The 5,888-nt window shown below is 74.3% G+C and carries 7 protein-coding genes; all 7 read right to left on the reverse strand.

Annotated features, from left to right (window positions below):
- On the reverse strand, window positions 1-630 hold a 630-nt coding region (locus SSOG_RS44750), incomplete at its 3' end, for an ABC transporter transmembrane domain-containing protein (RefSeq protein WP_167542552.1).
- Window positions 627-2,309, reverse strand: a complete 1,683-nt coding sequence (locus SSOG_RS57755; protein ID WP_050800210.1) for an ABC transporter transmembrane domain-containing protein — start codon at window positions 2,307-2,309, stop codon at window positions 627-629. The genes SSOG_RS57755 and SSOG_RS44750, both read right to left, overlap by 4 nt.
- Before the next feature lie 12 nt (window positions 2,310-2,321).
- Window positions 2,322-2,933 carry a GTP cyclohydrolase I FolE gene (gene folE, locus SSOG_RS44760; RefSeq protein ID WP_208867579.1) on the reverse strand — a complete coding sequence of 204 codons (612 nt, stop codon included), beginning with the start codon at window positions 2,931-2,933 and terminating at the stop codon, window positions 2,322-2,324.
- 25 nt (window positions 2,934-2,958) lie between these two features.
- Window positions 2,959-3,786 (reverse strand): alpha/beta fold hydrolase, encoded by an 828-nt coding sequence (locus SSOG_RS44765; protein WP_009720953.1) that lies wholly within the window; start codon window positions 3,784-3,786, stop codon window positions 2,959-2,961.
- Window positions 3,783-4,307 carry a 6-pyruvoyl trahydropterin synthase family protein gene (locus tag SSOG_RS44770; RefSeq protein ID WP_078510548.1) on the reverse strand — a complete coding sequence of 175 codons (525 nt, stop codon included), beginning with the start codon at window positions 4,305-4,307 and terminating at the stop codon, window positions 3,783-3,785. The genes SSOG_RS44765 and SSOG_RS44770 overlap by 4 nt, the downstream gene beginning before the upstream one ends.
- Window positions 4,304-5,509: a beta-ketoacyl reductase gene (locus tag SSOG_RS44775; RefSeq protein WP_039940274.1), complete on the reverse strand. Its 1,206-nt coding sequence runs from the start codon at window positions 5,507-5,509 to the stop codon at window positions 4,304-4,306. The genes SSOG_RS44770 and SSOG_RS44775 overlap by 4 nt, the downstream gene beginning before the upstream one ends.
- The coding region (locus tag SSOG_RS54535) for a hypothetical protein (RefSeq protein ID WP_039940275.1) at window positions 5,469-5,888 on the reverse strand (420 nt) is incomplete at its 5' end. The genes SSOG_RS44775 and SSOG_RS54535, both read right to left, overlap by 41 nt.

Below are 5,888 nucleotides of genomic sequence, written 5' to 3' on the forward strand. Positions count from 1 at the left end.
CTCGGTGAGATCGCTCAGCGTCGCGCGTTCCGCGAGGAAGGCGGGGCGCGCTTGGCGGACGTACGCACGCGCCGCCACCAGCAGCGGCGGCAGGACGACGGCCAGGAGCAGCGCGAGCAGCGGGTCGACGAAGAACGCCGCGGCGACGACGACCAGTACCTCGATCACGGCCGCGACCACTTCGGGCCCGGTGGAGCGGAGCAGTCCGGCGACGGTGTCGACGTCCCCGGTGGTCCGCGTGGACAGATCACCGGTCCCCGCACGCTCGACGGTCCGCATCGGCAGCCGCAGGACCCGTTCGAGGGCCTGCTCCCTGATCCGGGCGGAGGCGCGGTCGCCGAAGCGGTGCCCGAGCCGCCGGCCCAGCCGGACCAGCGTCATCTGCGCGGCGACACAGCCGAACAACGCCAAGCACACGGCGTCCACCCGGGCGGTGTGCCAGCCGTCCCCGATGCCGTCGACGACCCTGCCGAGCATCACCGGCAGCGCGGCGCCCGCCGCCGCGGCGGCCAGATGGAGTACGCACACCAGGGCCACCGTGCGCTTCTCCCGCACGAGCAGCTCGAGGACGGCGCGGCGGACCTCCCGCGGCGTGGCGACCGGCAGCCGGGACGACTCCACGGCGCTCACCGCGCCCCCTTCCTCGCCCGGGTGACGACGAGCCCGCCCCGCCCGCCCGCGGCGGGCCGCTCCGCGCCCGTGAACCGCGCCACGTGATCGGCCGCTGCCGACCACAGCGGGGACGAGCTGACCACCACGGTCGTACGGCCCCGCCGCGCCGCCGCGACGCGCTCCGCGATGCGCGCCTCGGTGGTGGCGTCGACCGCAGAAGTGGGCTCCACGGCCAGCAGGACCGGGGGACGGGCGGCCAGCGCCCTGGCCAGCGTGAGCCGTTGGCGCTGGCCGCCGGAGAGGTTCCGGCCCCGGTCGGTGACCGCACCGTCGAGGGTGCCGCCGAGCTGGACCAGGACGTCCGAGGCGCAGGCGGTGTCCAGGGCGGTCAGCGCGGTCGCGTCGTCGGCAGCGTTGAGGACGTCGCGGAGTCCCCCGCCGAACAGATAGTCGTCGTCGGCGAGCAGCATCACCTGCCCGCGCCTCTCCCGTGGCCCCATCGCGGTGAGCGGCCGCCCGCCCCAGGGGACCCCGGCGTCCGGGCCGTCATGTCCGGCAAGCCGCCGCAGCGCGTCGGCCGCCGCCGCGGTCCGGTCGGCCACGACGACGGTGAGCTTCCCGGCGGGGACCGCCAGCCCCGTACGGGCGTCGCGCGGATCGCCGCCGTGAACCGGCTCACCGCCACCCCGGGGTACGCCGCGTCCCGAGGCGAACGCCGCCACGAGCCGCCCGGCGCCGACGTGCGCGGCGACCACGGCGTGCGCGTTGCCCAGCAGGGAACCCGAGTACATGATCAGCCCCGTGGCATAGCCGAAGGCCCCGCTGAGTTCCCCGACGCTGATGGCGCCCGACAGCGCCAGCCGGGCGCCGAGCCAGGTGACCGCGGCGAGATAGGCCAGCGGCACCGCCTGTTGCAGGGCCTGCACCCATGAGCTGGGGTCGGTCACCCGGTACGCGGAGTCCCGCAGCCGCCGCGACTGCGCGCGGTACCGCCGCAGGAACCGCTGCTCGCCACCGATTCCGCGGAGCACCCGCAGCCCGGCCGTCACATCGGCGGCCTGGCCCGCGAGATCGGCCAGTTCGTCGCGGTAGTCCCGCTGCCGCCGCTGAAGCCGCCCCAGCAGCGGCCCGGCGATCAGCGTCGTGGCGACCACACCCAGACCGAGAGTGACCCCCAGCCAGGGGTGGATCCGCCACACCAGCACCGTGCCGAGCACGAACGCGATCACGTTCATCGCGCCGTGTCCGACGGTCCAGTGCATCGACGCGGTCGCCTGGTTGTCCCCGGTCACCAGGTTGACCATGTCGCCTGCCGCCGCGCGGCGCCCGTCCCGCCCGGCCTGCTCGCCCAGCCGGTCCGTCAGCCAATCGGCCGTACGCCGCTGGGCCTCGGCCTCGGCCAGGGCCATCTGCCGGTAGCCGATGACGTAGCAGACCGGGTTGACCAGGGAGACCGCGAACATGCCGAGCGACCAGGACAGCAGGGCGCCGCGGTCCCGGGCGACCAGTCCCTCGTCGACGATCCGGGCCAGGAACCAGGGCAGCACCATATGGACCACCGCGGCCGCCCCCAGGGCGACGACGGCCACCGCCAGCCGCCCGGCCCCCGGCCGCAGGACCCGGGCGACGAAACCCCATGGCGAGGTGGCGGCCGACAACTCCGCCCGGGCCGCCGCGTCATCGCGCTGAACGGGCATCACCGCCTCCCGTCAGACCGCGGTGCGCCGCAGCAGTTCCATGGCCTCGTTACGGGTGCGGGGATCACTTTGGAGCGTGCCCCGCACCGCCGAAGTCACCGTTCGCGCACCCGCCTTGCGTATCCCGCGCATCGTCATGCAGGTGTGCTCGCACTCGACCACGACCAGCACTCCGGCGGCGTCCAGCGTCGTGTGCAGACAGTCGGCGATCTGCGAGGTCAGCCGCTCCTGCACCTGCGGGCGGCGGGCGTAGACCTCCACCAGCCTGGCCAGCTTCGACAGCCCCGCCACACAGCCGCTCTCGCCCGGTACATAGCCGATGTGCGCCCGCCCGAGGAACGGCAGCAGATGGTGCTCACAGAAGGACTGCACCTCGATGTCACACACCATGATCAGCTCCTGGTGGCCCTCCTCGAAGGTGGTGTCGAGCACATCGGTGGGATCCACGCGCAGCCCCGCGAACAGCTCCGCGTAGGCGTGGGCCACCCGCCTGGGGGTCTCCTTCAGACCACGGCGGTCGGGATCCTCCCCCACCGCGACGAGGATGTCCCGGACGGCCTCCTCGATCCGGGCCAGATCCACCGTGCCCCGGGTCCGCACCTCCGGGTCCCGGCTGCTCACCAGCCGTGCGGCCGTTGCGTCCAGCTGCTCACTCACGGGCTGCTCCTGCGTAGGTCGGGGGGTGATCGGCCACCTCGGCGGCGAAGGCCGTCAACTGCGCCGCGGTGGCCCGGGGACGGTCGATGTGGGGTGAGTGGCCGGCGTCCGGGACCGTGGCACACCGCCCACGCGGCGCCATGGCGGCCAGGGCCTCGGCATCCCCGGCGGACAGCAGCGCCGACGCCCGGCCGCGCACCACCAGCACCGGCGCCCGGGCACCGGCCAGGGCCCGGGCCGCACGCGCCGCCCGTTCGCCGTCGGCGTCCGTCGGCATCCGGGTACGGCGCGCCGGTTCGCCGGGCGGCAGTCCGCGGGCCGCGGGCTCGATGGTGCGCAGCGTGGCCTCGGCCGCCATCGGGTACTGCTCGCGCAGGCCACCGGGCCCGGCGCCGTGCCCGCCGGGTACGGCGGCGTGGCGTGGCGGGGCGGCGCCGAAGTGGGACGCGACGGGCTCGGCCAGAACCACGCCCCGCACGCCGGGCAGCGCTGCGGCGACGAGCACGGCCAGTGGAGCCCCGGCCGAGTGGCCCACCACCATCACCGCCTCGGCGGCGGCCGGTTCGCCGAGCAGACGGTCCACCAGTTCCCCGGACCGCGCCACGGTGCCGGGCGGGGCGGCGCAGCGGGCCGCGGCCCCCGCCAGGTCGGCGGCCAGCAGCGTGACACCCGAGCCCGACAGCCAGCGGGCGACCGGCGCCCAGTGCGCGGCGCTCTGCTGCCACCCGGGCAGCAGCAGCCAGGGGACGCCGCACGGCCCCGGCAGCACCGCCCTGATCAGCGCGCCCGGTACGTCGCCGACATGGCCGCCGCCGCTCACCTCGGGTCCCGGGGATCCGGGGCCCGGAAGACCACCGCGTTCTTCCGCGACTCGCGGGCCACGACGCGCAGCACCCGCACCCGGCCGACGGTACGTTCGCCCACCAGCTGGGCGACCCGGTCATGCACCCACTCGGCCGCACCCTCCATGCCGGTGTGGTCCATGATCCGCAGGTCGATGACACCGGAGCGCCCGAGGTCCTCGAACAGCTCCCGGTGGGGATCGTCGGCGGCGATCAGGGTGGTGTGGTCGAACTGGGCCTGGAGCAGCGCCCGGACCTCCTTCAGATCGCCGAAGTCGATCACGAAGCCGGTCTTCGGTTCGAGTTCGCCGCAGCCGAACTCGATCTCGAAGCTCCGCTCGTAGCCGTGCAGGAAGGAGCACTTGCCACCGTGTGCCCAGGAGCGATGGGTGCAGGGCAGGTCGTCGAAGAGCTTGGTGACGGAGAACCTGGCCGGAGGATGGTGCACCGGCCCGGTCTCGTCGGTCAGTGTGCTCGGTCGTGCGGAGTGGTCGGTCACGCTTCCCCCTGGTGGTCCTGGTCCTGTGCGGTGGCGCGGGTGATCTCCTTCGCCATCTGGGTGATGGTGGGGTTCTCGAACAGGGTGATGGCGCTGAGCACGGTGTCGAACTCCTGGCTGAGGCGGTGGGCGAGCGAGACCCCGAGCAGTGAATCGCCGCCGAGTGCGAAGAAGTTGGAGTCCGGGTGCAGCTCCTCGGCTCCCAGGAGGTCGGTCCAGGCCCTGGCCACCTGCGCCGCGACCGGGTCGGCCCAGGCGGCGCCCGCGGGTTCGGGGGCCGGTCCGGCCGCGGGGCCGGGCTGTGCGCCCCGTACCCACTGGTCGATCCGGGCGTCGAAGTCGGCCGTCGAGACCAGAACCTGATGCGGCGTCGCCAGGTTCATCAGCCGCCCGTAGATCTCGGCCCCCTCACTGGGCCGGATCGCGATCTCGGCGACCACGCCGAAGTCGGGGGAGGCGAAGGACGGCGAGACCACCGACGCGTGCGGGGTGTCGTCGTCACGCTCCCGGAAGATCCAGCCGTCCCAGTTGACCGTCATCCACGGGATGTCGTCGCCGCGGTGCCGCTCGGCGAACGCGTCCATGTACGCGTTGCCCGCGGTGTACGCGTAGAAGCCGAGGCCGCCCAGATGCGAGGACAGGGAGGACTGCATGAGGACGAAGTCCAGACGGCGGCCCCGCAGGAACTCCGCCAGCATCAGGGTGCCCCGCACCTTGGGGCGCAGTCGCCGCTCGCAGTCCTCCCGGCCCGTTTCGGCGAGGCTGCGGAAGGCGCGCCGTGTCTCGAAGACACCCGCGGCGTGGACGACTCCGTCGAGACGGCCGAAGCGGCGGTCGATCTCCTCGAACAGGGCGGCCATCCGTTCCCGGTCGGCCGCGTCGCAGCGCACGGCGAGCACCTCGCCGCCGAGCGCCTCCAGCTTGCGGATGCGCTCGGCGCGTTCCGCGAGCCCCGGATCACCGTCCGGCACGGCCGCGCCCAGCCCGGTGGGCGGCACCGCGTCCAGCCCGGTGAGGACCAGCCGGGCGCGGCAGGTGCGCACCAGATAGTCGGCCAGCGTCATGCCGATGCCGCCGAGCCCGCCGGTGATCAGATAGACGCCCCGCTCGCGCAGCCGCAGCGGCAACTGCCCGGCCCCCACCTCGGGCAGGGTGTCGCGTTCATAGGCACGGACCCAGCGCCCGCCCGGGGCGAGGGCCACCGCGTGGTCCCCGGCGGGAGCCCGTAGCTCCGCCACCGTCTCGCGCGCTGATGTCGATCGAACGGGCGGTGACGAACGGGAAATCCTGCGGGATGACGAGAGCGGGCCCGGCGAGCAGGGAACGCTCCGGCGACGCCGCCGGGCCGCCGGTGTCGAGGGGGTGCACACCGTGGGCGACGATGTCCAGCCGCACCGGAGCGGCGCCCTGCTCGGAGGTGAGGGCCTGGAAGCCGAACAGCAGGGTGTAGAAGCCGTGCGCCAGTTCGGTCTCCAGGGCGCCGAGCCGGCCGTCGAGCGTCCCGGAGTCCGTCGTGCCCTCCGCACACCACAGATGCACAGACCCGCTGGACCGGCCGGGACCGCAGGTCGAGCCCGCCGA

It is taken from the genome of Streptomyces himastatinicus ATCC 53653 (genome assembly GCF_000158915.1).
GTDB classification, from domain to species: domain Bacteria; phylum Actinomycetota; class Actinomycetes; order Streptomycetales; family Streptomycetaceae; genus Streptomyces; species Streptomyces himastatinicus.

Excerpts from the sequence above, each read along its gene's own strand:
- SSOG_RS57755 (WP_050800210.1), bottom strand. The coding sequence starts at position 2,309 with ATGCCCGTTCAGCGCGATGACGCGGCGGCCCGGGCGGAGTTGTCGGCC.